Source organism: Streptomyces sp. NPDC007901, assembly GCF_042959465.1.
Lineage (GTDB): Bacteria > Actinomycetota > Actinomycetes > Streptomycetales > Streptomycetaceae > Streptomyces.
On record NZ_JBIBKW010000001.1, the window covers coordinates 527,490 to 551,571 of the forward strand.

The 24,082-nt window shown below is 71.0% G+C and carries 24 protein-coding genes; 11 read left to right on the forward strand and 13 right to left on the reverse strand.

The window, feature by feature from the left end:
* Positions 1-48: 48 nt before the first annotated feature.
* Entirely contained in the window at positions 49-1,605 is a 1,557-nt protein-coding gene (locus ACFZDK_RS02615) for an ABC transporter substrate-binding protein (RefSeq protein ID WP_390969011.1), read from the forward strand.
* 29 nt (positions 1,606-1,634) lie between these two features.
* Complete coding sequence (locus ACFZDK_RS02620) at positions 1,635-2,036, forward strand: ATP-binding protein (protein WP_390969013.1); 402 nt, start codon at positions 1,635-1,637, stop codon at positions 2,034-2,036.
* A 91-nt stretch (positions 2,037-2,127) separates the two neighbouring features.
* Here the strand turns inward: ACFZDK_RS02620 and ACFZDK_RS02625 are convergent, their stop codons facing one another.
* Together ACFZDK_RS02625 and ACFZDK_RS02630 are read right to left on the reverse strand one after the other, a co-directional pair.
* Positions 2,128-3,561 carry an ATP-binding protein gene (locus ACFZDK_RS02625; protein ID WP_390969014.1) on the reverse strand — a complete coding sequence of 478 codons (1,434 nt, stop codon included), beginning with the start codon at positions 3,559-3,561 and terminating at the stop codon, positions 2,128-2,130.
* Positions 3,558-4,247 carry a response regulator transcription factor gene (locus ACFZDK_RS02630; protein ID WP_355728761.1) on the reverse strand — a complete coding sequence of 230 codons (690 nt, stop codon included), beginning with the start codon at positions 4,245-4,247 and terminating at the stop codon, positions 3,558-3,560. Before ACFZDK_RS02630 ends, ACFZDK_RS02625 begins: the two co-directional genes overlap by 4 nt.
* 176 nt (positions 4,248-4,423) lie before the next feature.
* Here ACFZDK_RS02630 and ACFZDK_RS02635 point away from each other — a divergent pair, with 176 nt between their 5' ends.
* Positions 4,424-6,835 carry an MMPL family transporter gene (locus ACFZDK_RS02635; protein WP_390970064.1) on the forward strand — a complete coding sequence of 804 codons (2,412 nt, stop codon included), beginning with the start codon at positions 4,424-4,426 and terminating at the stop codon, positions 6,833-6,835.
* A gap of 6 nt (positions 6,836-6,841) precedes the next feature.
* On the opposite strand, the gene ACFZDK_RS02640 is transcribed toward ACFZDK_RS02635, so the two are convergent.
* The 4 genes from ACFZDK_RS02640 to ACFZDK_RS02655 all read right to left on the reverse strand — a co-directional run bounded on the left by ACFZDK_RS02640 (position 6,842) and on the right by ACFZDK_RS02655 (position 9,043).
* Complete coding sequence (locus ACFZDK_RS02640; protein WP_390969016.1) at positions 6,842-7,579, reverse strand: TetR family transcriptional regulator; 738 nt, start codon at positions 7,577-7,579, stop codon at positions 6,842-6,844.
* Between the two features lie 9 nt (positions 7,580-7,588).
* Complete coding sequence (locus tag ACFZDK_RS02645; RefSeq protein ID WP_390969018.1) at positions 7,589-8,134, reverse strand: DCC1-like thiol-disulfide oxidoreductase family protein; 546 nt, start codon at positions 8,132-8,134, stop codon at positions 7,589-7,591.
* Positions 8,131-8,538 carry a hypothetical protein gene (locus ACFZDK_RS02650; protein WP_390969020.1) on the reverse strand — a complete coding sequence of 136 codons (408 nt, stop codon included), beginning with the start codon at positions 8,536-8,538 and terminating at the stop codon, positions 8,131-8,133. The genes ACFZDK_RS02645 and ACFZDK_RS02650 overlap by 4 nt, the downstream gene beginning before the upstream one ends.
* 94 nt (positions 8,539-8,632) lie before the next feature.
* Complete coding sequence (locus tag ACFZDK_RS02655; protein ID WP_390969022.1) at positions 8,633-9,043, reverse strand: VOC family protein; 411 nt, start codon at positions 9,041-9,043, stop codon at positions 8,633-8,635.
* 131 nt (positions 9,044-9,174) lie between these two features.
* On the opposite strand from ACFZDK_RS02655, the gene ACFZDK_RS02660 reads away from it, so the two are divergent.
* Both ACFZDK_RS02660 and ACFZDK_RS02665 read left to right on the forward strand, forming a co-directional pair.
* Positions 9,175-9,615: a hypothetical protein gene (locus ACFZDK_RS02660; RefSeq protein WP_390969024.1), complete on the forward strand. Its 441-nt coding sequence runs from the start codon at positions 9,175-9,177 to the stop codon at positions 9,613-9,615.
* A gap of 67 nt (positions 9,616-9,682) precedes the next feature.
* Positions 9,683-10,591 (forward strand): hypothetical protein, encoded by a 909-nt coding sequence (locus tag ACFZDK_RS02665; protein ID WP_390969026.1) that lies wholly within the window; start codon positions 9,683-9,685, stop codon positions 10,589-10,591.
* A gap of 298 nt (positions 10,592-10,889) precedes the next feature.
* On the opposite strand, the gene ACFZDK_RS02670 is transcribed toward ACFZDK_RS02665, so the two are convergent.
* The 6 genes from ACFZDK_RS02670 to ACFZDK_RS02695 all read right to left on the reverse strand — a co-directional run bounded on the left by ACFZDK_RS02670 (position 10,890) and on the right by ACFZDK_RS02695 (position 15,757).
* On the reverse strand, positions 10,890-11,465 hold the full coding sequence (locus ACFZDK_RS02670; protein WP_390969028.1) for a hypothetical protein: 576 nt from the start codon (positions 11,463-11,465) through the stop codon (positions 10,890-10,892).
* 146 nt (positions 11,466-11,611) lie between these two features.
* Positions 11,612-12,376, reverse strand: coding sequence for a succinate dehydrogenase iron-sulfur subunit (locus ACFZDK_RS02675; protein ID WP_390969030.1), 765 nt, complete (start codon positions 12,374-12,376; stop codon positions 11,612-11,614).
* Positions 12,376-14,130: a succinate dehydrogenase flavoprotein subunit gene (sdhA, locus tag ACFZDK_RS02680; protein ID WP_390969032.1), complete on the reverse strand. Its 1,755-nt coding sequence runs from the start codon at positions 14,128-14,130 to the stop codon at positions 12,376-12,378. The genes ACFZDK_RS02675 and sdhA overlap by 1 nt, the downstream gene beginning before the upstream one ends.
* Before the next feature lie 17 nt (positions 14,131-14,147).
* Positions 14,148-14,630: a succinate dehydrogenase hydrophobic membrane anchor subunit gene (locus ACFZDK_RS02685; RefSeq protein WP_384561478.1), complete on the reverse strand. Its 483-nt coding sequence runs from the start codon at positions 14,628-14,630 to the stop codon at positions 14,148-14,150.
* 5 nt (positions 14,631-14,635) lie between these two features.
* Positions 14,636-15,016, reverse strand: a complete 381-nt coding sequence (gene sdhC, locus ACFZDK_RS02690; protein ID WP_043406142.1) for a succinate dehydrogenase, cytochrome b556 subunit — start codon at positions 15,014-15,016, stop codon at positions 14,636-14,638.
* 192 nt (positions 15,017-15,208) lie between these two features.
* Complete coding sequence (locus ACFZDK_RS02695) at positions 15,209-15,757, reverse strand: 2-oxo-4-hydroxy-4-carboxy-5-ureidoimidazoline decarboxylase (RefSeq protein ID WP_390969035.1); 549 nt, start codon at positions 15,755-15,757, stop codon at positions 15,209-15,211.
* Positions 15,758-15,966: 209 nt separating this feature from the next.
* On the opposite strand from ACFZDK_RS02695, the gene ACFZDK_RS02700 reads away from it, so the two are divergent.
* The 6 genes from ACFZDK_RS02700 (at position 15,967) to ACFZDK_RS02725 (ending at position 21,740) form a co-directional block, all read left to right on the forward strand.
* Positions 15,967-17,577: a family 20 glycosylhydrolase gene (locus ACFZDK_RS02700; protein WP_390970066.1), complete on the forward strand. Its 1,611-nt coding sequence runs from the start codon at positions 15,967-15,969 to the stop codon at positions 17,575-17,577.
* Positions 17,578-17,678: 101 nt separating this feature from the next.
* On the forward strand, positions 17,679-18,443 hold the full coding sequence (locus ACFZDK_RS02705; protein WP_390969037.1) for a DUF4328 domain-containing protein: 765 nt from the start codon (positions 17,679-17,681) through the stop codon (positions 18,441-18,443).
* Positions 18,444-18,521: 78 nt separating this feature from the next.
* Positions 18,522-19,007, forward strand: coding sequence for a hypothetical protein (locus ACFZDK_RS02710; protein WP_390969038.1), 486 nt, complete (start codon positions 18,522-18,524; stop codon positions 19,005-19,007).
* A gap of 87 nt (positions 19,008-19,094) precedes the next feature.
* Entirely contained in the window at positions 19,095-19,652 is a 558-nt protein-coding gene (locus ACFZDK_RS02715) for a hypothetical protein (protein WP_390969040.1), read from the forward strand.
* 147 nt (positions 19,653-19,799) lie between these two features.
* On the forward strand, positions 19,800-20,180 hold the full coding sequence (locus tag ACFZDK_RS02720) for a hypothetical protein (protein WP_390969042.1): 381 nt from the start codon (positions 19,800-19,802) through the stop codon (positions 20,178-20,180).
* 87 nt (positions 20,181-20,267) lie between these two features.
* A complete protein-coding gene (locus tag ACFZDK_RS02725) occupies positions 20,268-21,740 on the forward strand; it encodes a DHA2 family efflux MFS transporter permease subunit (protein WP_390969044.1) in 1,473 nt (490 codons plus the stop codon).
* 13 nt (positions 21,741-21,753) lie between these two features.
* Here ACFZDK_RS02725 and ACFZDK_RS02730 read toward each other — a convergent pair whose 3' ends face one another.
* Complete coding sequence (locus ACFZDK_RS02730; RefSeq protein ID WP_390969046.1) at positions 21,754-24,036, reverse strand: N-acetylmuramoyl-L-alanine amidase; 2,283 nt, start codon at positions 24,034-24,036, stop codon at positions 21,754-21,756.
* Positions 24,037-24,082: the final 46 nt, after the last annotated feature.

The following is a 24,082-nucleotide window of genomic DNA, read 5'->3' on the forward strand; positions in this document are numbered from 1 at the left end:
TGAGCCGCGTCACTTAGGGGAGTGGCACTTGTGGGGAGGGCACCAACCATGCGATCTGTTCGCATGCGGATTCTCGTGACGCTTCTCGTCCTGGCGATCGTGGGGATCGGCGGCTGGCAGCTGCTGCCGTCGCAGGGGAACAAGAGCAAGACGATCACCGTCGGTACGACCGACGCCGTCACCTCGCTCGATCCGGCAGGCGCCTACGACGCCGGCTCCTGGGCGCTGTTCAACAACGTCTTCCAGTCGCTGCTCGCCTTCGAGCCCGACGGGGTCCAGCCGGTCCCGGACGCGGCCGAGAGCTGCAAGTTCACGGACTCCGGCCTGCGGACGTACCGCTGCGAGCTCCGCGAGGGGATCACCTTCCCGAGCGGCCGGGAGATGACCGCCGAGGACGTCAAGTACTCCTTCGACCGGGTCAAGAAGATCAACTCCGATGTCGGCCCGGCGTCCCTGTTCTCGACGCTCTCCTCGGTGACCGCCTCCGGCCGGACCGTCACCTTCCACCTGTCCTCGCCGGACGCGACGTTCCCGTTCAAGGTGGCCACCGGCGCCGGTTCGATCGTCGACAAGGACAAGTACCCGGCGAACGGCCTGCGCACCGACAACGGGGTGGACGGCACCGGCCCGTACACCCTGACGTCGTACACGAGCAACAAGCGGGCGATCCTGCAGCCCAACACGCACTACAAGGGCGACCTCGGCGGCACCGGCCGCCCCATCAGGCTGGACTACTACACCGACTCGGCCAAGCTCGCCGCCGCGTACAAGGCCAAGGACATCGACGTCGCCACCCGGACGCTGCCGCCGGCCATGGTGTCCAAGCTCAATCCCAGCGACCCCACCCAGCGCGTCACGGAGTCCGACAGCTCCGAGACCCGCAACCTGTACCTCAACACCCGCAAGAAATCGCCCCTGCACGACCCCCTCGTCCGCCGGGCGCTGGCCTGGCTGGTCAACCGCGAGCAGCTGGCCCACACCGTGTACGACGGGACGGTCGAGCCGCTGTACTCGCTGATCCCGACCGGCCTCACCGGCCACACCACGTCCTTCTTCGACCAGTACCCGACGCAGAGCGTCGCCAAGGCGAAGGCGCTGCTGGAGCAGGCCGGCGTCAGCACGCCGGTCGAGTTCTCCTTCGGCTACGGCATCGGCCACGGCTCGGGAGCCGAGGAGGCCGCCGCGCTGAAGAAGCAGCTGGAGGCGGGCGGCCTGTTCAAGGTCGACGTCAAGGGGTACGAGTGGACCGACTTCCAGAAGTCGTGGGCCGAGGGCAAGATGGACGCCTGGGCCGTCGGCTGGGTCGCCGACTACCCCGACCCGGACACCTTCGGCGCCTCCCTGGTCGGCACCGACTCCGTGATGAGCACCGGCTACAGCAACAAGGCCGTCGACCACCTCATCCAGGACAGCCGGCAGTACCCCGACCGCAGCCGCGTCGACCAGGACTTCCGCACCATCCAGACGGACGTGGCCGACGACGTGCCGCTGATCCCGCTCTGGCAGCGCACGGACTACGTCCTCAGCAGCGAGGACATCGGCGGCAGCCAGTACCTCAACGACAGCACGGGCGTGTTCCGCCTGTGGAGTCTGAACTGGATCTGACGCCCCCGGCGGTGGTCCTCGGAGCAGACGTGCTGAGACGCAACTCCTTCCGGCTCCCCCGGCACCCGGCCTCCGTCGGCCTGGCCCGGCACCGGGTCCGGGACCACCTGGCCGACTGGGGCCACGGCCCCGACGACCCGGCGGTCGACGACGCCGTACTCCTGGTCTCGGAGCTGGCCACCAACGTCGTACGCCACGGCCCCCTCCTGGAGCGCGAGTTCGAGGTGGCCGTCACAGCCCTGGCCGACGGCTCGTGCCTGATAGAGGTCTCCGACGAGGGCCGCGTCGAGCCCCGGCTGAGGATCGTCCGAGAGGACGACGAGACGGGCCGAGGCCTCCACCTGGTGGAGACGATCGCGGCGGCCTGGGGGGTGTGGAGCAGAGGCTCGCACGGCAAGACAGTCTGGGTTTTGATCTTGGCCAACCCCTAGTGGAGCGCCCCTTCGGGGGCGCTGGGGGTACCCCCGGCCGAAGGCTGGGGGAGGAACTGCGCGACCAGCCCCCACCGGCCGTCAGCCGAATTCAGACCGATCGCAACGTAACCGTCACGGCCAGCCCCTCCCCAGGCGCCGTCCGCACCCCCACCTCACCCCCATGCGCCGCCACCACCCCCTGCACGATCGCCATCCCCAGCCCGCTCCCCTCCGCACTCCCCACCCGGAAGAACCGGTCGAAGATCCGCGCCGCGTCCTCCTCCGCCAACCCCGGCCCCTCGTCGGCCACACACACCCGCACCACCCCGTCCGACCGCTCCACCCCCAGGGCGACCCCCGCCTCGACCGGCGTATGCGTCCGCACGTTGGCCAGCAGATTCCCCAGCACCTGCCGCAACCCGGACTCGTCGGCCCGCACCAGCACCGCACCCTCCGCCGCCACGACCACCGGCCGCCCCGGCTGCTGCGCCCGCAGGTCCTCCGCCGCGTCCCGCACCAGCCGGCTCACGTCCACGTTCTGGAACCGGATCTCGGGCCGCTGGTCGAGCCGCGCCAGCAGCAGCAGTTCGTCGACCAGCCGCCCCATCCGGTCCACCTCCCCGTGCATCCGGTCCCAGGCCCGCCGCCGCTCCCCGGGCTCACGCAGCATCCCCTTGTCGTACAGCTGCAGATAGCCGCGGATGGCGGCGAGCGGCGTGCGCAGCTCGTGCGAGGCGTCGGCGACGAACCGGCGCAGCTGGGCCGCGCTGCGCTCGCGCGTCCGGTACGCCGTCTCCACCTGGTGCAGCATGGAGTTGAGGGCCAGCCGCAGCTGCTCGACCTCCTGCGTCGGATGCTGGCTGGACGGCACCCGCCGGGTGAGGTCCCCCTCGGCTATCGCCGACGACGTCTCCACCATGTCCTCCAGCGGCAGCAGCCGACGCCGCACGCTGTACATGGTCAGACAGCACAGCAGCGCGAGCAGCAGCGTGCCCACGGCGAAGTCGAGCCTGAGCGCCTTGGCTATGCCCTTGTGGAGCAGCTCGGTCGAGGTGGCCAGCAGGATGTAGGGGCCGTCGGCGAGCCGGGTCGCGGTCACCCGGTAGGACGCGCCGTGCACCTCGACGTCGTACGGGTCGGGCCCGGCGGCGAGGGCGCGCGGGTCGTGCACGGCGTCGGCGAGGGCCCGCTGGGCCTGCGTCGGCTTCATGTCGAAGACGGTGACCGGGTCGCCCTTGGCGTCGATGACGGCGAAGATCGAGTCCGGGGTCGGATCGGACTCGGCGGGGGTGATCCGCTCGCGGATCACGCCGAGCGCGCTCAGCGAGTCGACCTGCCGCAGGGTCAGCCCCGAACTCCCCAGCGAGGTCCGCATCTTGACCAGCTCGGAGTCCACCTGGTCGAGCAGGTACAGCCGCATGCCCATGATGCTCGCCGTGGTCGCCACGATGATGCCGATGGCGAGGAGGCCGACGTTGGCCAGGGTCAGCCCGCCGCGCAGCGAGTGGATCCCGTGCCGGTGCCGGCGCTTGGCGAGGCTCATGTCAGCCCGTATCCGACGCCCCGCCGGGTGGTGATCACCGGCGCTCCCAGGGTGTCCAGCTTGCGCCGCAGATAGCTGATGTAGGTCTCCACGACGGTCGACTCGGACGGCACGTGCTCGTACTGCCAGACATGCCTGAGCAGTTGCTCCTTGGGGACGATCCGGCCGCCGTTGCGCACCAGGAAGCGCAGCAGCGCGTACTCGGTCGGGGTCAGCTCGACCGTGCGGCCCGCGCGGTGCACGCAGTACGTCGTCTCGTCCAGCTCCAGGTCGCCGTAGCGCAGCGGCGGCCGCTGCTGGATGACGTCGGCCGGGCGGGTGCGGCGCAGCACCGCGCCGATCCGGGCGACCACCTCGTCGATGTTGAAGGGCTTGGTGATGTAGTCGTCGCCGTAGCCGAGGGCGCCGACTATCTCGGCGGGCGCGTCCCGCGCGGTGAGGAACACCAGCGCCAGGTCCGGCTGCCGGGCGCGCAGTTCCCGCGCCAGCGCCCGCCCGTCGCCGTCCGGCAGCATCACGTCGAGCAGGGCCGCGTCCGGCCGGGTGCGCTCGGCCAGCGCGAGGGCGTCGCGGACCGTGCCGGCCGTCATCACCTCGAACCGGTGGTAGCGCAGGGCGATGGCGAGGACGTCCGCGATGCTCGGCTCGTCCTCCACGATCAGCACGGTGCTGCCTGGAGCCGTCATGCCCCCAGTATCGACGCCGCCACCGACAGCCGGGGGCGCGCAGCTTTGGAGTTCCTTGAGAGTCATGCGCGCCCCGTGTCCCGGCGCGCGGCCCGCTGCCGATCCTGTTGCCCAGGACCTGGGGGGACCAACCGACCGAAGTGATCTACGACAAGGAGCTGTTGAGCGTGACGGCATTGGCACGGTGGTGCTATCGGCACCGGCTGGTGGTCCTGTTGCTGTGGGTGGGGGCACTCGTCGGCGTGGGCTTCTCGGCCTCCTCGGCGGGCACGAACTACGCGAACGTGTTCTCCCTCCCCGACACGGACTCCAAGACCGCGTACGACCTGATGGAGAAGGCCTTCCCGAACACCTCCGGTGACACGGACACCGTGGTGTGGAAGGCCGACAGCGGCTCGGTGACGGACCAGGCGGTCAAGGACCGCGTCCAGCCGGCCCTCGACAAGATCGCCAAGCTGCCCGGCGTGGGCGCGGTCACCAGCCCCTACGCCGGCGACCGGGGCGCGGCGCAGATCAGCAAGGACGGCAGGATCGCCTACGCCCAGCTGACCTTCACCAAGCGGGCGAACGAGATCCCGAAGGAGCAGGTCCAGAAGGTCCTGGACACCGCGCAGGCCGCCGAACGCGACGGCCTCCGGGTGGAGCTGGGCGGCCAGGCCATCCAGCGCGTCCAGGAGCCGCCGCAGGGCCTGTCCGAGATGGTCGGCATCATCGCCGCGGCCGTCGTCCTGTTCCTGGCGTTCGGCTCGTTCTTCGCGATGACCCTGCCCATCGCGATCGCCGTCTTCGGCGTCGGCATGGGCCTGTTCTCCACCCAGCTGCTCAGCCACGTCACCGACATCCCCGACATCGCGCCGCTGCTCGCCTCCCTGATCGGCCTCGGTGTCGGCATCGACTACGCCCTGTTCATCGTCACCCGGCACCGGCGCGGCATCCTGCGCGGCATGGACCCGGAGGAGTCGGCGGTCACCGCCCTCAACACCTCGGGCCGGGCGGTGCTGTTCGCGGGCGGCACGGTCTGCATCGCGCTGGCCGGCATGCTGGTCACACGCCTGCGCTTCCTGGACGGCGTGGTCATCGGCACCTCCCTCACGGTCGTGTTGAGCGTCCTCGCGGCCACCACCCTCCTCCCCGCCCTGCTCGGCTTCCTCGGCCCGCGCGTCCTCAGCCGCCGCCAGCGCCGCCGGCTGGCCGCCGAGGGCCCGGAGCCGGAGAAGGCGAGCGGCCTGGCGGCCCGCTGGTCGGCGAACGTGCAGAAGCGCCCGCGCCGGATCGCGGCGATCGCGGTGGTCGTCATGGCCGTCCTCGCCATCCCGGTCCTCTCCCTGCGCCTCGGCGCCACCGACCAGGGCAACGACGACGCGTCCACCACCACCAGAAAGGCCTACGACCTGCTCGCCGAGGGCTTCGGCCCCGGCTTCAACGGCCCCCTCCAGGTGGTCAGCGTCGGCGGCGACACGGCGAAGCTGGTCCAGGGCCTGAAGTCGACCCCGGGGATCGCCCAGGTCGCCGAACTGCCCCCGTCGCAGGGCGTCACGGTCATCCAGGTGGTCCCGACCACCTCACCCCAGTCGAAGGAGACCGACGACCTCATCGACACCCTGCGCGACCAGGTGATCCCGAAGGCGGGCGCCGAGGCCCACGTGGGCGGCGTGACGGCGGTGTCGAAGGACTTCGCCTCGGTCACCGGCGACCGGCTCCCGCTCTTCATCGCGACGATCATCACCCTGGGCTTCCTGCTCCTCCTGATCGCCTTCCGCTCCCTCGTGGTCCCGCTGACGGCGGCCCTGATGAACCTGATCGCGGCGGCGGCCTCCTTCGGCGTCCTCGTCGCGGTCTTCCAGTGGGGCTGGGGCCTGGACCTGCTGGGCCTCGGCAAGGAGGGCCCGATCAACGCGTTCCTCCCGGTCATCATGCTCTCCCTGCTCTTCGGCCTCTCCATGGACTACCAGGTGTTCCTGGTGAGCCGGATGCACGAGGAGTGGGTGCACACCAAGGACAACGCGCGGGCGGTCCGGGTCGGCCTCGCGGAGACCAGCCGCGTCATCAACTCCGCCGCCCTGATCATGGTCTGCGTCTTCCTGGCCTTCGTCCTCAGCGGCGACTCGGGCGCGGCGATGGCGGGCGTGGGCCTGGCGGCGGCGGTCGCCCTCGACGCGTTCATCCTCCGTACGGCCCTGGTCCCGGCGGCGATGCACCTGCTGGGCAACTCGAACTGGTGGCTGCCGGCCTGGCTGGACAAGCGGCTCCCGCACCTCGCCGTGGAGCCCCAGGAGACGGCCTCCGGGCCGGCCGAGCCGACCGGCCCGGCCACCGCGATCCACGGCTTCGTCCGCACCCCGGACGGCGACCCGGTGGAGGACGCCTCGGTGACCCTGATGTCCAAGGGCGGCCGTCAGCTGGACCGGGTGACCTCCCTCGCGGACGGCTCGTACATCGTGTCGGTCCCGTCCCCGGGCGCGTATCTGCTCGCGGTGTCCTCGGAGCCGTACGGCTCGAAGGCCCGGCACGTGACGGTGACGGAGGGGCCGCTGGTGTACGACGTGGAGCTGGCGGAGGGGGAGGTGGACGCGGTCAACCGGCCCTGAGGGGGGTCACCGACGCCTGCTGCCCCCCGGATCCGGCAGCACCCGGGTCATCCCCGGCAGGAAGTCCGTGAACAGCTCGTGCACCTCGAGCACGAGCGGTCGTAGCACCCGGAACCGCGCGAGGGAGACGCCTCGCGCGGTCAGCCGGGCCCCCCGCTCGGCCAGCCGGTAGCTGCGCTCTCGCCCCTCGGTCCGGTCGAAGATCCAATAAAGCACCAGGCCCATCTGCGAGAGCCACATCAACTCGGGCAGGATGTCCCGCAGTTCGGGCGCCACTTTGGTCTTCGCCCCGGCGAGCACCTCCCGGTGCACGCTGATCGCCTCCTCGCGCGCGTGCTCGCTCTCCGGGGAGAACGGGCTGAGCGGGCTGTCGGGGTCGGCGGCGTTCTTGAAGAAGTGGACCGCGAACTCGTGGTACGGCCGCGCGATGTCCAGCCATACCTTCAGCACGCCCGAGAGCCGCGCCTCCAGGTCGGTCTCCCGGTCCAGGACCTCGCGGACCGCCACCCGGTGCTCGGCGGCGAGCTGGTCGTAGAAGCCCTGGATCAGGTGTTCCTTGCCGGCGAAGTAGTAGTACGCGTTGCCGACGGAGACCCCGGCCTCCGTGGCGATGGCCCGCATCGTGGTCTTCTCGTAGCCGCGCTCCCGGAACAGCCGCATCGCGGTCTCCAGGATCAGCGCGCGGGTCTGCTCGGACTTGCTCTGGGCAGCGGCCTCGACGGGACCGTCGTTCTTCGCGGACACGGACAGAGCCTAACCAGTGGTGCAGACGCCGCCGGCACAGCCCGGAGGGTCGTAGATCCACCCGATGCCGGGTTCGTACGCCCACCCGTCGCCCGACCACCGCCCCTCGACGAGGCGCTTCGCGCCGCCCCTGTCGATGTCCTCCCGCCGGAAGACCTTCCCGTTCCCCAGCCCGCCCCGCCACCAGGCGGCGGCCAGCACCGCGCCCCGGGCCAGCCGCGCCCCCGCCGGCGTGCTCAGCCGGTGGGCCAGCGGCCGCTGTTCCCGCAGCGCCCACAGGACGACGATCCAGGCGGCGGTGTCCCGGTAGACCTGCCCCGCGTCGCCGACGACGGTGACCTCGTCGAAGGTGGCGGAGTGGTCCAGTGCCGGGAAGCGGGTCCGGGCCTCGTCCGACCCGGCCGGCACGAGCGTGAGCGGTACCAGCTGCGGCTGCCGGGCGAGCCAGTCGCGCAGGTGGGTGCAGAGGGTGCACTCCGCGTCGTAGAGCACGGTGAGCCCGCGGACCGGGACGCGCGCGGCGCCCCGGTCGCCGGTGGCGGTCACGGTGCTCACGCCCCGGCCGCCGGCGCGGTCCAGCCCTGCGGCGGGACCGGCGGGAGCTGCTCCTTCTCCATGACCCCGCGGCGCCGGATCCGGTTCAGCACGTACACGTTGCCGAGGTGCATCACACCGAGCACGAGCAGCACGACCCCGATCTTCGAGGACAGCGCCTCGAAGATCCCGCGGGTGTCCTCGATCGTGTCGCTGGTGTGCAGGTAGAGCGCGACGAAGCCGAGGTTGACGAGGTAGAAGCCGACCACCAGGAGGTGGTTCACGGCGTCGGCGAGCTTCTCGTTCCCCTGCAGGACGTCGGACAGGAAGATCCGCCCGTTGTGGCTGAGTGTGCGGGCCACCCAGATGGTGAGCCCGATGCTGACGAGCAGGTAGATGACGTAGGCGACGACGGTACGGTCCATGCCCCACCCCTTCTTGAACGCGTTCAAAACGCTGACAGGGATGACTGTAGACCTGCTTTTGAACGTGTTCAACTCGGTTGCGGAGTGACCCCGTTCACGCCCGCCGGCCGAGCTCCGGCCGCTTGATGTAGTCGGTGAACCCGAGGACGTTCCCCCAGGGGTCGGCGACCTCGACGGTCCACCCCGTGGCCACCGAGAACGGCTCGTCCAGCACCGCGATCCCGGCGTCCTTGAGCCTGCGCGCCGCGACCCGCGCGTCCGGCACCTCCAGCCACACCCGCGGCGCGGCCCACACCGCCGGCCGGTGCCCCAGCCCCTCCTCGACGCGCAGCAGGATCCCGGGGGTCTCGCCCCCGACCCGCAGCAGGGCGATCCCGCCCTCGTCGAACCGGAACCCGACCGCGAACCCGGCCCGCTCGTAGAAGGTGACTGCGGCCGTGAGATCCCCGACGGGGATCAGCACATTGTCGAAACCGAGCAGTTCGTACGACTCGTCATCTGACATGCGATCAGATTAGGAGCGAAGATGACGGTTGCCGGGCGGGCTGACCGTCGGGTCACTCAATGGGCCGAGACACGGTCCGCCCCGTCGGTACGCTGTGCCCTCGTCGGTGCCGCGCGAGCGAGGGGGCGGGGATGGCTCCGGGAGCAGAGGCCTTCTGCGGCGAGGTACGGGCGGCGTTCGCCGGGGTCGCGGAGCGGCTGGGCCTGGACGGACCGGGCGAGACCGACCCGGACCGGCACCTGGCCGTCGCCACCTACATCGGCCCGGCGGTCACGTACAAGGTCGTCCTCGGCCTCTGGCAGGGTGACGTCGAGATCCACGCCTGCCGCCGCACTGCCCTGACCGAGTGCAAGGTCGGCGTCGAGGGCCTGGCCCTCGCGGCGGGCGTCGTACCCCGCCGCGGCGGGGTCTCCTTCGGCGCCCGCACCCTCCGCCAACTCCGCAGGTCCCTGGCGGGCCAGGTCCGCTACGTCGAACTCGTCCACCCCCTCGTCTCCGGCGACCCCGACACCGCCCTCGCCCTCATGCGCGCGGCAGGCGCCCGCGAGTGGCACCGGCCTGCCGTGAGCTGACCCCGGCGCCGCCCCCATACTGAACACCGCTCAGAACTGTGGTGGTGTACGGGGAGGACGGGGCGCCGTGCGACGAGTGCTGTCGGTGCACTTCGCGCCGTCCGCCCTGTTCGTCGCCGGGGTGCTCGCCCTGATACGCGCGGGCAGCTTCTCGGGGCACAGCGACTGGGGCGCGGTGTGCCCGGCCGATCCCATGGCAGCGCTGGCCCTCCTCACGGCCATCACCGCCACCGCCGCACTGCTCGGCCTGCTGCTGCAGCCATTTCAGGTGCGGGCGGTGCGGGTGCTGGAGGGGTACTGGGACCGCTGGCCGCTCACGGCCCGGCTCGCGGGGGTGCTGGCCGCGCTGCAGCGCAGACGGTGGCAGGCGCTGCGGCGGCGGGCGGTGGCATCCGCGAACGGGGACGCGGACCGGAGAACACGGGCCGACGCGCGCCGTCGCCTCGCCGCCCTGCCGACGGCCGACATCCTTTTGCCCACGGCCCTGGGCAACGCCCTGCGCGCGGGGGAGGTGAGCGCCGGCGAACGCTACGGCCTGACGACGCTGACCTCCTGGCCGCGCATCTACCCCCAGGTGTCCGACCCCCTCGCCGAGGCGCTCCGCTCCGCCCGCGACGCGCTCGACAGCGCCGTGAACCTCTGCTGGGCGTTCTCGGCCCTCACGGCCGCGAGTGCGGTGGCCCTGTACGACGAACCGTCCGCCTGGTGGCTGTGCGCCGCCGGCCTGGTACTGGCGGCGGTGGCGTACAAGGGCGCGGTGACCACGGCGCAGGCCTACTCCGGCCTGATGCACGTCGTGTACGACCTGCACCGCTTCGATCTGCTGGACGCCCTGCACTATCCGCTGCCCGCGGATCCGGCGAGCGCCGAGGCACTGTTCGGCGAGGTGTCGGACGAGTTCACGGGGCGGCGGCGCCGGATACGGCCGTACGGTCACGTGCCGACGGACGACGGCGAAGACTCCACGGAGCCCTAACAGTCGTCGAGGACGGCCCAGACCTTTTGCTGCTGAGTGAGGAGTTCGTCATCCCCGCAGAGCGCGAGAACGGCTGGTGGCAGGCGCCTGAAGGGGCACGCGGGCAGGTGTTCCGTCATGGGGGCTTCGGATGCGTTCAGGAAGGCCCTGGCCGCGGCCGGTCCTTGTTGGAGCGCCGCTTCCCAGTCGTCGATCTCACGTCGGGCGAACTCCTGATTCCGGTATGTGGCCGGGCATTGAAGCTGAGGACACGGCACTACCCCGGGCCCATTGCCTGGCAGTATCACGTCGTAGAGCATCAGCTGGTACCTCCGTCGAGCGACTTGGGTTTGTCCGGAGTTTCGTCGGAGCTCTGGTGGAACAGGCGGTAGATCCACCAAGCCTCGACGAGAGCGCTCGCCAGCGTCATTCCCGAGGCGATCCAGCGCACCACGGCGTGGTTGTCGCGGGGAAACAGAGCGCTGGACACGGCGAGGATCAGCAGCGTGGTGCCGGCGTTGAAGGCGACCACCGCCCGGCGGTTGCGCACTCTCCACTGGATGAAATGCTCACTGTGCTTGGCCAGGGCCGCGCTGCGTTTGGCTTGTTCGTCCGTGTACCAGTCCTGGATCGTCGCCCGGTTGTACAGGTACTTGCGGGCGTCCGCACCGATCTGGATGCTCGCGATCAACGAGATGGAAGAGGCGACGACGAGGAGCAGTGTCACCTCGGGCCATCGGAATTTCGTGCTGTCCACGATGATCACACCGACCAGTGACAGTGCCGCTGCCGACAACAGCGGAGCAGCCACGGTCTGAGTGGAGGTCGTCGCCTCCGCATAACCGAGCGGATACGGAACCCGTGGTCCAATCTCCGGTTTCATGTTCTGTGCCATGAACCGTCCCCCACCTACTGGGCAATGTGCCCGGAGTGTGACAGACGGAACGACTCATTCAGTAGATGGCGATAACCGGCCAGAAACACCAGAGAGCCCCGTTTCCGAAGTGACGGAGACGGGGCTCTGAGGTGAGGGAAAGGGGATCAGAAGCGGCGGGTGATCAGGGCGCGCTTGACTTCCTGGATCGCCTTGGTGACCTCGATGCCGCGGGGGCAGGCGTCGGTGCAGTTGAAGGTGGTGCGGCAGCGCCAGACGCCGTCGCGGTCGTTGAGGATTTCGAGGCGCTGCTCGGCGGCTTCGTCACGCGAGTCGAAGATGAAGCGGTGTGCGTTGACGATGGCGGCCGGGCCGAAGTACTGGCCGTCGTTCCAGAAGACCGGGCACGAGGAGGTGCAGGCGGCGCAGAGGATGCACTTCGTGGTGTCGTCGAAGCGCTCGCGGTCCTCGGCGGTCTGGAGACGCTCGCGCGTGGGCTCGTTCGTGTCCTTCGTGATGAGGAAGGGCATGACGTCCCGGTACGCCTGGAAGAACGGCTCCATGTCGACGACCAGGTCCTTGAGGACCGTCAGGCCCTTGATGGGCTCGACCGTGATCGGCTTCTCGGGGTTGATGTCCTTGATCAGCGTCTTGCACGCGAGGCGGTTCTTGCCGTTGATCCGCATCGCGTCCGAGCCGCAGATGCCGTGCGCGCAGGAACGGCGGAAGGTCAGCGTGCCGTCGACGTCCCACTTGATCTTGTGGAGGCCGTCGAGGACGCGCTCCTTCGGGTCGATCTCCAGCTGGAAGTCTTCCCAGACCGCGTCCGCGGAGACCTCCGGGTTGAACCGGCGGACCCGGAAGGTGACGGTGATCAGGTGGTCCGAGGCCGCGGCCTCCGCCTCCACCTTGTCCAGAACGGGAGTTGCCATCAGTACTTACGCTCCATCGGCTGGTAGCGGGTCTGGACGACCGGCTTGTAATCGAGACGGATGGACTCGGCGCCGTCGTCGCCCACCTCGCGGTACGCCATGGTGTGGCGCATGAAGTTGACGTCGTCGCGGTTGGGGTAGTCCTCGCGGTAGTGACCGCCGCGGGACTCCTTGCGGGCCAGGGCGGAGACCGCCATGACCTCGGCGAGGTCCAGGAGGTTGCCGAGCTCGATCGCTTCCAGCAGGTCCGTGTTGAACCGCTTGCCCTTGTCCTGGATCGAGACGTTCTTGTAGCGCTCGCGCAGCTCCGCGATCTTCTCGACCGCCGTCTTGATCGTCTGCTCGGTACGGAACACCATGACGTTGGCGTCCATGGTCTCCTGCAGCTCCTTGCGGATCGTGGCGACCCGCTCGTTGCCCGTGGAGGTGCGCAGCCGCTCGATCTGGGAGACCACGAACTCGGCCGGGTTCTCCGGGATGTCGACGTAGTCCACCGTGTGCGCGTACTCGGCGGCCGCGATGCCCGCCCGGCGGCCGAACACGTTGATGTCGAGCAGCGAGTTGGTGCCGAGGCGGTTGGCGCCGTGGACCGAGACGCAGGCGACCTCGCCGGCGGCGTACAGGCCGGGGACGACGGTGGTGTTGTCCGAGAGGACCTCACCCTCGACGTTGGTCGGGATGCCGCCCATCGCGTAGTGCGCGGTGGGCTGGATCGGGATCGGGTCCGTGTACGGCTCGATACCGAGGTAGGTGCGCGCGAACTCCGTGATGTCGGGCAGCTTCGCGTCCAGCTGCTCCGGCGGGAGGTGGGTGAGGTCGAGGTAGACGTGGTCGCCCTCGGGACCGCAGCCGCGGCCCTCACGGATCTCCGTGTAGATGGAGCGGGAGACGACGTCACGGGACGCGAGGTCCTTCATGACCGGCGCGTACTTCTCCATGAAGCGCTCGCCGTCCTTGTTGCGGAGGATGCCGCCCTCACCACGGGCGCCCTCCGTCAGCAGGATGCCCATGCGCCAGATGCCGGTCGGGTGGAACTGGAAGAACTCCATGTCCTCCAGGGGGAGCCCACGGCGGTAGACCGCCGCCTGGCCGTCACCCGTCAGCGTGTGGGCGTTCGACGTCACCTTGAAGAACTTGCCGGTGCCGCCGGAGGCGTAGATGACGGCCTTCGCCTGGAAGACGTGGATCTCACCGGTGGCCAGCTCGTAGGCGACCACACCGGAGGACTTCTTGACGCCGTCCTCCTCGGTGATGAGCTGGTCCAGGACGTAGAACTCGTTGAAGAACTCCACGCCCTCCTTGACGCAGTTCTGGTACAGCGTCTGGAGGATCATGTGGCCGGTGCGGTCCGCCGCGTAGCAGGACCGGCGGACTGGCGCCTCGCCGTGGTTGCGGCTGTGACCGCCGAAGCGGCGCTGGTCGATGGTGCCGCCCGGCGTCCGGTTGAACGGCAGGCCCATCTTCTCCAGGTCGAGGACGGCGTCGATGGCCTCCTTCGCCAGGATCTCGGCGGCGTCCTGGTCGACCAGGTAGTCACCGCCCTTGACCGTGTCGAAGGTGTGCCACTCCCAGTTGTCCTCCTCCACGTTGGCGAGCGCGGCGGCCATACCGCCCTGCGCGGCGCCCGTGTGGGAGCGGGTGGGGTAGAGCTTGGTCAGGACCGCGGTGCGGCTGCGCTTCGTGGACTCGATGGCCGCGCGCATGCCCGCGCCACCGGCGCCGACGATGACGGTGTCGTACTTGTGGATCTTCATGATTCGCAGCCCCGTGCCTAGCGGATGTTCGGGTCGAAGGTGAAGATCACCAGCGAGCCCAGCAGGATGGTGAACACCGTGGCCGTGTAGAGCAGGCCCTTGAGCCACAGCCGGGTGTTCGCGCGCTCCGCGTAGTCGTTGATGATCGTGCGCAGACCGTTGGCGCCGTGCAGCATCGCGAGCCACAGCATCAGGAGGTCCCAGACCTGCCAGAACGGGCTCGCCCAGCGGCCGGCCACGAACGCGAAGCCGATCTTCGACACGCCGCCGTCGAGCACCAGCTGGATCAGCAGGTGGCCGAGGACGAGGACGACCAGCACGACGCCGGACAGGCGCATGAACAGCCAGGCGGCCATCTCGAAGTTGCCGCGGGTGGAGCGCGGGGTCTTCTTGGTGCGCTTGCGCGGGGCCTCGATGAGCGGGGCCGGGTTGTCGACGTTGAAGAGGGGGGCGCCCTCGACGGGGCCGACGCCGGCTGCGGGGGTTTCAGTGGTCGACATCTGCGTCAGCTCCCGAACAGGACACGAGCGGCGTGGCCGAGAACGGGGTAAATGGCCCCGGCCATCAGGACGACCCAGACACCGACGACCGTCCAGAGCATCTGCTTCTGGTAGCGCGGGCCCTTCGACCAGAAGTCGACGGCGATGACACGCAGGCCGTTGAGCGCGTGGAAGAGAATGGCGGCCACGAGGCCGTACTCCAGCAGTGCGACGATCGGCGTCTTGTACGTGGCTACGACCTTGTCGTAGTCCTCGGGGGAGACGCGGACGAGAGCGGTGTCCAGCACGTGAACGAACAGGAAGAAGAAAATGAGGACGCCGGTGACTCGGTGAGCCACCCAGGACCACATTCCTTCCCGGCCGCGGTACAGCGTTCCAGCCGGCACGGAAGTCCCTCCGGGAGCGGGGTATCGGGGCCGCGCCGGCTTGTGGGTGTCGGTCGGGCCCGGCCGGGTACGGTCCACCGGCCCCCAGCATCGTAGCGATGCGCTACCGCTGGGCTTACGCCGGGCCTACCGGTGTGATCAAAGTGGCACGCGTATGGGTTAGCCGGGCGGTTTCCGGGGTGGGTTGTTCGGTTATTTGCCGGGTGCGGCACGGTTTGGGCTGGTCGCGCAGTTCCCTGCGCCCCTGAGTAGGGACTCGAGCCGTCCCCTTGCAAGGCGTCGGAGTTCCTCCGCCGCGATGACCCGTTCCTCCTCCGGATCGTTTGTCAAACGTGACCGGATGCCTTCCAGGACGCGGTCCAGGGACTCCTCGGGCGGGGTGGCGCCGAGGTAGATGACGAACACGTGCCCGAACCGGGCCTCGTAGGCCGCGTGTGCCGCGCTCAGGGCGGTGTGGGCGGCGGAGTACATGCCGTCCGGGACGGGCGGCAGACATTCGCCCGCCAGTGCCTCCGCCAGGTCCGCCGGGGACAGGTCGTACGTGGCCTCGTCCGCCGCCGCGAGGAAGGAGTCCGCGTCGGGGTAGGGGCGGTGGTCGGCGATGCGGCGGGACCAGCGCAGGCTGTGGAGGCAGTGCAGGAGCAGCGCGCCGGCCTCGTCGTCGGGGGCGGCGTTGAAGGCGTCCAGCGGGGTGGGGAGATGGGGCACACGGTGGGCGGGCAGCGTGGTTCCTCGCGTCACATGCGGTGTGGCAGGGGATGCTGGGAGAGATGTGTCGTCGACGTTATCCAGGACGTTCACGGTGTGTCCGTTGGTTGCCTGAATTTCACCCGAACGGGAGAGTTTCAGAGCGGGTGGATGACGTCGGTGTGGTGGATGCGTCGTAGGTTGGGGCCGTGAGCCAGCACAGGCGCAGGCCTTCGGGACGGCAGGTCGCGCGGCGGCGGGCGGTGGTCGCCGCCGCCTTCGTGGGGACCGTCGCACTCGGTACGGGCATCGGGGTGTGGGCCGCCTCCGACGACGCCGACGGCGAGACGGCGGCTGGATCGGCCCGGCGGCCCTCCGGGAGCACCCAGGCCGCCTCGTCCGCCGCCCGGGCCGCCACCCCCACGCCCACGCCCACCCGCAGTTACCCCCTCTCCCAGGCCCCGCGCACCATCCCCGCCGTGCGCTCCCACACCGCCGCCCGGGGACCCGGCTGGCGCCCCGCGAAGAACGGGCGGGTCGTGGTGAGCGACCCGGCGCTGGTCGACGAGGGGCGGCTGACGGCGGGCGAGCTGGGGCTGACGTACGCCGGGCAGAAGGGCGCGAACGAGGACGTACGCGCCGGTGATCTGCGGCTCGACCTCGGCGGGACCGGGGACCCGGAGTCGTACACCATGACCGTGCGCGGCGGGTCGGTGCGGATCAGCGGGCCCGGGGACGCGGGCGTCTTCTACGGCACCCGGACGCTGAAGCAGGAGGTGCACGGCGGCGGCACCGCCCCCGAGGGGGTCGTGAAGGACCAGCCGGCCAAGCCGCAGCGCGGGTTCATGCTGGACATCGCGCGCAAGCCGTTCACCGCCGGGTGGATCGAGGCCCGGATGAAGGAGCTCGGCGATCTCAAGTACAACCAGTTCGGGCTGCACTTCTCCGACGACCAGGGCTTCCGGATCGAGTCCGCCACCCACCCCGAGATCGTCTCCAAGGACCATCTGACCAAGGCTCAGGTCAAGAGGATCGTCGCGCTCGCCGCGAGCCGGCACATCCAGGTCGTCCCCGAGATCGACTCGCCCGGCCACCTGGGCGCCGTCCTCGCCGCCCACCCCGAGCTGCAACTGCGCAACGCGCAGGGCGTCGCCGCCAAGGGCGCCGTCGACATCTCCCTGGACGCCTCCGCGAAGCTCGTCGACGACCTGCTCGACGAGTACGCCGACGTCTTCCCCGGCTCCTACTGGAACCTCGGCGGCGACGAGTACCAGGCCCTGACCGTCGCCGACCCGCAGGCCTCCTACCCGCAGCTCGCCGACGCCGCGCGGCAGGCGTACGGCGACTCGGGCACCGTCGCCGACCTCACCACCGGCTGGCTGGGCGACCGCGCCGACACCGTCCGCGCCCACGACCGCACCCTGCGGGTCTGGAACGACGGCTTCTTCCGGGACACCTCCGTGCAGCCCGCCGAGGACCTCCAGGTCGCCTACTGGACCGGCAAGGAGATCGGCGCCCGGCAGCCGGTGGAGTACCTGAGCGCCGGGCGCGAGGTCCTCAACTACAACGACGAGTTCCTCTACTACGTCCTCGGCGAGCCCAACACCTTCGTCTATCCGACCGGGCAGCGGATCTACCAGCAGTGGACCCCGCGCGTGCTGCGCGGCACCACGGCCGTCTCCGCCGCTTACGACGCGCAGATCCTCGGCGGCTCGTTCGCGGTCTGGTGCGACCTCGCGGGCTCCCAGACGCAGGACCAGGTGGCCGCCGGCATCCGGATGCCGCTGCGGGCCACCGCGCAGAAACTCTGGGACCCGCGCACCCCGGCGCTGTCGTGGACCGCGTTCAAGGGACTCGCGGACAAGCTGGGCTGATACGCGATCAGAGGTGGACGTACGGCGGTGGCGGGCCGTATGTTCCGCTTCCGCGCGCGGACCGGGGGAGGGTGCCGTGCCTACCCCGGGGGGACACCGCCTTGATCTGCGCCCGCTGTCACCACTTCGCCGCCGCGCCCGGCGCCACCCTGTGCCACCGCTGCCTGGGCGACTCGTCCGAGCCCGTCCCGGCGTTCGGCAGTTCACCGGGGCTGTGGCTGCGCTCGCCGGTCGGGCTCGGCTGGGCCGCCGTGGTGCTGCTCGGGGTCGTCATCGCCGCCGATCTGTTCGCCGTCTGCGCGGACCTCGTCCAGTACGACGCCGCGGGCGCGCTGGCCGACGGCGAGCCGAGCGCCGCCGCCTTCCGCCGGGCCGAGCGCGCCGACTCGCTCCTGGCCGCGGCCGCCGGGGCCCAGGCCGTCGCGCTGGTCGCCTGCGTGATCGTGTACCTGTGCTGGTTCCAGCGGGTGCGGGCCAACGCCCAGGTCTTCAACCCGCTGGGGCACAGCAGGTCGCCGGGCTGGGCGATCGGCGGCTGGTTCGTGCCTGTGGTGAACCTCTGGTTCCCGCGCCGGATCACCCTCGACATCTGGGACGCCAGCAGCCCCTGGGGCACGACCCGTTCGTACGCGCTGGTCAACGCCTGGTGGACGCTGTGGCTGGCCTCGCTGTTCGCCGACCGTGCCGCCACGACCGGCCACGGCGACACCGAGGGCGCGGCCCAGGTCCGCGACGGCGCCCTGCGGATGGTGATCTCGGACTCCCTCGACATCGCCGCCGCCGTCCTCGCCGTCCTCCTCGTGGTGCGGCTGACCCGGATGCAGCACGAGAAGGCGATGGCGGGCGCCGCCCCGGCCGCGCTCTGACGCACGGCCGCACGCGTCTGGCGGACTGCCCTGCCCCTGTGGTGTATTCGGCCCGGAAGACGAGGGGGAGGGGCCGGTATGGGCCACTGGGGGTATTTCGTCGTCGGACGCGGCGGACTTCCGCCCGACGGGGGCGTGCTGCGGACCTCGGCTCCCGAGGGCTGGCAGGTGTGGCAGTACGACAGCCCGGACGCCGACGTCGGCAGCATGAACGCCCTCGCCGCGCGCACCGGTTCGCCCGCGCTGTTCGGCTATGTGATGGACGGCGCCTGTGTGGTCGTCGAGGCGGCGGGACCGGAGAGCGGCGGCTGGACCACCTGCCTGGGCCGGGCCGCGGCGGGCCGGTATCTGGGGGTCGGCGAACAGGGACTGTCCCTGGAGGACTACTTCCTCGAACCCTGGGACGCCGCCGGCCGCGCCGTCGCCTGGGCGGCCGAGGCCGGGCACACCGTCGGCGCCGACGCGCTCCTCGCCGTCCTGGGCGCCGACCCCGACCCGTCGGCGCCGTTGGCCGAAAACCCCTTCTTCCGGCTGCTCGACCTGCTGGGCGTCGTACCGCTGTGACACTCCCGGCGGATCGCACGCAGTTAGGGGAAGTGCGGGCTCCGTAAAGGTCGGCGCCTTGGTATGGACCGGTGTGGGAGGCGTGGCATGAGCCTGGTGGAGCTGATCGCGCAGGCCGATGAACGCGGACTGGCCGCCAGCGGACTGGCCTGTTTGGATCGGTGCGTGCCGCTGCTCGGCGGGGACGACCTGGTGCTGCGGCCACTGTGGACGAGCCTCGCCGACGGCTCCGACTGGGGCGAGGGACTGGAGAAGGCGCGCGGCTCGCTCGGCACCGGTGAGACGGCCGCCGGGGACGCCGACGAGGCCGAGGTGCTCGCCCGCCGGATGCTCGCCGCCGCGCCCGAGTCGCACGACGGGGCCGGCATCCGGGTCTGGGCCGACGCCTGCTCCGTCGCCTCGCTGCAGATCCACCGGCTCCTGGACCCCGCCGAGGGTGCGGCAGCCCCGGCCGCCGCCCGCCGCGAGGGCGGCGCCGAGGGGATGTCCCCGCTGGTCGCCGCCGAACTCCGGCGCCAGGTCACCGTCCTCGAACTGATCGCCGGCCACGGCGCGGCCGGACTGCGCCGCGCGCTGGACGTCTCCACCGAGGGCCGCCGGGTGCTGCGCGCGGTGGTCTCCCGCCGGGCCCGCGGCCGGGCCTGAACTGCCGGACCTGAGAGATTCCTGTGCGTGCCGTGCGGTGGAGCTGCGGCGGACTTGAGGGGGTCCTGCGCCGGTTGCGGAAACAGCCCGGATCCGGGTGACGAAAACGCCGCTGACCTCGCTCTTCCCTATGTGACAGCCCACTACGTGACAGCACAGCAGCAGCCCAGGCCGCACGCAGCCGGGAAACCGGCCCGCTGGGCGGCGGACGCGGTGGCCATGATGCGCGAGGGTGCGCGGGTCCGGCTCGACTACTCGGCGCAGAGCCTGTGGCGGGTCGACCGGACGATCGAGGAGATACGCCGGGAGGGCGCGCCGTACGACGCCGTGCGGGAGATGCTCCGCGGCCTCGGGGCCTACGCCGGCGAGGTGATCGTCCGGCAGGGCGGCGGCGAATGGTGGGCGTCGGGCGGCGACCACTGGATCCGCACCCACGACGGACGGCTGTGGGACCCCATCGACGAGGCCCGGCGCTGCTACGGCGGCCACGGCTCGCTGCGGCTGCTGTGCCGGGACGCGGTGGCGTAGCCGACCCGGCGCCGGGGTTTCGGCAAAAACCCCGTAATTGGAGACGCGGCCGTTCCCAACTGGCCCTGGCGGAGGCACGATTGACCCATGGCCGAAAACCGACGCTGGTGGGCCCTGGTCGTCATCGCACTGGCCCAGCTGATGGTCGTGCTCGACATGACCATCGTCAATATCGCGCTCCCCTCCGCCCAGACCGCCCTGCACATGTCGGACGGGAACCGGCAGTGGGTCATCACCGCCTACACGCTCGCCTTCGGCGGACTGCTGCTGCTCGGCGGCCGGATCGCCGACCTGGCCGGACGGAAGATGGCGTTCCTGACCGGGCTCGTCGGCTTCGCCGCCGCCTCCGCGCTCGGCGGGGCCGCGGTCAACGAGGGGATGCTCTTCGGGGCGCGGGCGCTGCAGGGCGTGTTCGCCGCGCTGCTCGCCCCGGCCGCGCTGTCGCTGCTCGCGACCACCTTCACCGACCCGAAGGACCGCGGGAAGGCGTTCGGCATCTTCGGCGCGATCATCGGCGCCGGCGCGGCGGTCGGGCTGCTCGCGGGCGGCTTCCTCACCCAGTACCTGGACTGGCGCTGGTGCCTGTACGTCAACGTGCCGATCGCGCTGGTCGCGTTCGCCGGTGCCTGGGCCCTGCTGCCCGGCGGCGGCCGCCACCCGGACGCCCGTCTCGACGTACCCGGCGCCCTGCTCGGCTCGGCCGGCATGCTCGCCCTGGTCTACGGCTTCTCCGAGGCGGAGTCCCGGAGCTGGACCGACTCCCTGGTCCTGACGCTGCTGATCGGCGGGGCCGCCCTGCTCGGCCTCTTCGGGCTCTGGCAGACCCGCGCCCCGGTCCCGCTGCTCCCCATGACCGTGGTCCGCGACCGGCAGCGCATCGGCGCCTTCCTCACGGTGCTGCTCGTCACCATCGGCATGTTCGGCGTCTTCCTCTTCCTCACCTACTACATGCAGCGCGTCCTCGGGTACTCGCCGGTGAAGACCGGCGTCGCCTACCTCCCCATCACCGTCGGCATGGTCACCGGCTCCACCCAGATCGCCGCCCGGCTGCTGCACCGGGTCCCGCCGCGCGTGCTGATGGTCCCCGGGCTGCTGATGGCGGCCGGAGCACTCGCGCTGATAGCCCAGGTCGGGGTCGAACCCGCGTACGCCTCGCACATCCTGCCCGGCATGCTGATGCTCGGCCTCGGCATGGGTACGGCGATGATGACCTCGGTCTCCCTGGCCACCGGCGGGGTCGCCCCGCGCGACTCGGGCGCGGCCTCGGCCACCTTCAACACCGCCCAGCAGGTGGGCGGTTCGATCGGCACCGCGCTGCTCAACACCATCGCCGCGAGCGTCACCACCCGGTACGCCGGCGCGCACGCCGCGAGCATCCCGAACCGGGCGCTGCTCGAGGCGAAGGCCGCGGTGCACGGCTTCAACGTGGCGACCTGGTGGGCGATGGCCGCGCTGCTGCTGGGCGCGCTCGTCGCCGGAGTGGTCGTGAACGCGGACCGGGCGCCCGTCCCGCTGGAAGCGCGGGAGCGGACGCCCGAACCGGTGGACTCGGCCACCTGAGCCGCCTCTGCGGCTACTTGAGGTAAACCAGGCCGTCCGTCGTGACCGTCGGGCGGCCGCTGGTGCCGACCACCACGATCTTCACCGTGTGCTTGGCACTGCTGGACCAGCTCTTGGTCCAGATCGCCTGGCGGTAGGAGGTCGTCGCCGACTTCAGGTCGACGGTCGCGACCTTGGTGCCGTCGACGTACACGTACGCCTGGCCCGAGGTGGCCGCCCGGCTGACCACCCAGGAGGCGGACCGGCCGGTGAAGGTCCAGGTCAGGCTCGCGTTCTTGGAGCCGCTGGAGTACGACTTGCCGCCCAGGTAGTTGGTGGACGAACGGGCCGTCCAGGTACCGGACCTGACGGCCGAGGTCTCCTGGAGGATCACCGGGGTGAAGGACGGCGACGAGGTGCGGGTGTTGCCCGCGTAGTCGGACGCCTTCATCGACCAGGTGGACGCCGAGCCCGGCTTGGCGGTGCGGCTGGAGCTGGTCGTGGTCGGGCCGAAGGCGGCCGTCGTCGGGGAGAGCAGGCTCACCGACTTCAGCGCCGCGTCGTCGGCGGCCTTCCAGCCGAGGGTGACCGGGACGGCGGTGGTGCTGACGGTGCCGGTGCGCAGGGAGAGCTTCGGCGCCGTGGTGAAGGTGGGCGCGGTGGTGTCGGTGACGACGGTGACCGCGGCGGTCGTCGTGGTCCTGCCGGACTGGTGCACGGCCCGGACGGCGACGGTGTGGCTGCCCGCGGCGAGCGTGGCGCTCGCCGAGGTCGCCGTACCGGAGGCGGTGGCGGCCACCTTGCCGTCCACCAGCACCTGGAACGTCGAGATCAGCGAACCGGGCGTGGTCGTCGACCACTTCGCCGTGACCGTGCCCTTGGTGTAGTACGTCGAGCCGGACAGGCCCGCGCCGGACAGCGAGGTGAGCTTCAGGCCCTGCACCGGGCCGGCCGCCCAGGCACGGACGGTCGGCAGCTGCGGGTAGAGCGAGTTGCCGGGGCACTGGGTGTTGTAGCCGTCGCGGTGACCGGAGATCCGGTTGAAGGTGTACGCGGTGCCCGAGGTGAAGGCGGTGCCGAAGTAGTTGGTCTGGGTCGCGCCCGCCGTGAGCTTCACGGTGCCGGCCGGGTCGGCGCCGTACTGGCCGAGCTTCCAGGCCGCGAGCCGGGCGATCGACGTCAGGGCCGCGTCCGTGGCACCGGCGGTGGTGTAGTCACCGAGCACCGCGATACCGGCCGACTCCCGGTTCCAGCCGTAGGTGTGGGCGCCGAGCACCGGCAGGTCGACCCCGCCCTTGCGGCCCTCGAAGATCGTGCCGCACTTGTCGACCAGGAAGTTGTAGCCGATGTCGTTCCAGTGCTCGGTCTGCGTGTGGTACGCGTAGATGCCCCGGACGATCGCCGGGGACTGCGCGCACGTGTAGTCGTTGGTGCCGTCCGTGTGGTGCACGAAGACGGCCTTCACGTCCGCGTTGTAGTCCGACGGGTCCGGGCTCAGCGACTCGTCGGCGCCCCATCCGGCCCGCGAGACGATCGGCGGCTCGGGCACGGTGGACGGCGGAGCGGTGGGGGTACTGGCGGACGCGCTCGCCGAAGCCGAAGCCGAAGCCGACGCCGAAGCCGACGCGGATGCCGTCGCCGAGGGCGACTCGGAGACGGAGGCCGAGTCGCTCGGGGCGGCGGAGCCGGAGGCCGTCGCGGACTCGGCGGCCGAGGGGGACTCGGCGGGCGACTCGGAGTCGGCCGGCGACTGTGAGTCGGCGGGTGACGCGCTGTCACTCGGGCTCCCCTCCACCACGAATCCCGCGGGCTCGGCCTTCGCCTCCGCGTCGGTCACCACCCCGGGGTCGACCAGGTTCACCTGGAGCCCCCTGGGCAGCCCGGAGCTGGTGGAGCCGTCCCGGTGGACGACCTGGACCTGGACGCCGTCGGAGGGGCCGACCCACAGCGGCTCGGAGGCGCCGCGCGCGTCGGCGCCGGCCTCCGGGTCCTCCAGCGGGTCGGCGGCCTCCAGGTCGTGCCAGGCGGTCCACTCCCCGGTGCCGACGGACCGGGTGCGCACCTGGGCCGTACCGTGCAGCCGCTTGGTCGCACCCGTCCACGAGACGCCGAGCAGCGAGAACTGCCTGGTGTCCGTGCGCGGCAGCTTCCGCTCGCCGCTCGCGCCGCCCGTCAGCGCCAGGTCGTACACCTTCACCGGCCGCTTGGCCTGTCCGCCGGCCCCGTGACCGGCGGACGGGCTGGCGACGGCGTACGACACCACGCCCCCGCCGCCCAGGACCACCGCCCCCAGCGTCAGCCACACCCGCCGCTTCACGCTCAGCGGTCTGTACGCACGCTTCCCGCGTGGACTCACTCGTCCC